This window comes from Kitasatospora cystarginea (assembly GCF_039533515.1).
Classification (GTDB): domain Bacteria; phylum Actinomycetota; class Actinomycetes; order Streptomycetales; family Streptomycetaceae; genus Kitasatospora; species Kitasatospora cystarginea.
Genome location: NZ_BAAATR010000159.1, coordinates 1 through 1,512, shown reverse-complemented (window position 1 = coordinate 1,512; position 1,512 = coordinate 1). Strand labels below are relative to the sequence as shown.

General features: G+C 71.2%; 1 protein-coding gene. It reads right to left on the bottom strand.

Annotation, left to right across the window (positions count from 1 at the left end; translation table 11 throughout):
* Positions 1-68: 68 nt before the first annotated feature.
* On the bottom strand, positions 69-1,512 hold a 1,444-nt coding region (locus ABD369_RS40550), incomplete at its 5' end, for an alpha/beta hydrolase family protein (protein WP_344641653.1).

Sequence of the window (1,512 nt, the reverse complement as noted above, 5' to 3'; positions counted from 1 at the left end):
TCCCACGCCCGCGCCCGGTTCGTCAGGGATTCACCCACGCACGGCGGGTGCTTGGCTGATACAGGGACTCAGCGTCGACCTCGCTCATCAACCGAACTGCCCTCGACCGACAGCATGCCATGCCGTCCGACGGAGCCGAGCCAGCGGTCGAACCATGTGCGAGTACGGCGGAGCAGGTCGAGTTTGTGGGCACGTTCGGTGATCATGTGCCCCTCTCGCGGGTAGACGACGAGCTCGTGCTCGACGCCGAAGTGCCGCAGGGCCCGATGGAGGAGCACGGCCTGACTGATGGGGACGTTGGTGTCGTCCTCGCCGTGCAGGATCAGCACCGGGGTACGGATGCGTGCAGCGCAGGAGACAGGGCTGACCCGGTCGTGGTGGTGCGGGCCCGGTCCTTCCCAGCCGCGGCTGCCGCTGAGTGCGGATTCCCGGTCTGCTCCTTGGTCGCCAGCGGCGGTCTGGATGCCCCAGTCGCTGATTCCGGCGCCCATCACCGCGGCCTTGAACCGGTCGGTCTGCCCCACCGCCCAGGCGGCCATGAACCCTCCATGGCTCCAGCCGCCGATCCCCAGCCGGTCCGGGTCCGCGACCCCCGCCGCGACGAGCAGATCGATGCCGTCGGTGATGTCGGTCCACTCGGCTCCGCCGACCGCGCCCGCCACCGCTGCGGCGAAGGCGTGGCCGCGGCCCTGGCTACCGCGTGGGTTGGGAAGGAAGACGGCGTAGCCGGCGACCGCGAGCCACTGCGCCGGTGGTAGTTCGATGTGGAACTGGAACTCGTCGGCGTACCGTCCGTAGGGTCCGCCGTGGACCAGGGTGATCAGCGGGAACGGCCCGTCCAGGCGACTCATGCCGGGTGGCAGGAGCAGTAGCCCGTCCAGGGTGAGTCCGTCGGAGGCCTGGTAGGACAGGCGTTCTTGGTGGCCCCACCGGATCTCGCGGACCTCGGGGCGGGTGTCGCTTACTCGGGTCAGGGGGCCGCCGGGTGGCCCGGCGTGGACGTTCTTCGGCTGGTCGGCGGTGCCCGCGAGCATGGCGACCGTCTCGCCGGTCCGGCTCGCGGAGAGCGCATGGGCAATGCCCTGCCGGGTGGCCACCCGTTGGAAGGCCATATCCCCTGGATCCAGTCGGTACAGGGCGGTGTCCAGCCCGTCGGCGAACAGCGCCAGCGGCGTGCCCTCGGCGACCTGCACAAGCTCGGTCGGGCACACGGCCATCCCCGCGGTCAGGTTGCGGTGCTCCGGCGCCGGCCCGGCATCCGGCACGGTGCTGTCGAAGACCGCCGTCCCGCCGACCGGCCCGGGCGGCGTGACCGCCAGATAGGACAGGTGCCACGTGTCCCCGGAACGCCACCAGGTTGCTGAGCAGGCGTCCACACCGACCGGGCCCAGGTCATGCACTTTGGCAGTGTGCGGATCGACCAGGTGCAGTTCCGCGGCGAACGCCCCGAAGTCCTCTTCCGGGCCCGCCCAGCTGAGCACCGCCAGCGGGCCGCCGTCCGGCCGCTGCACC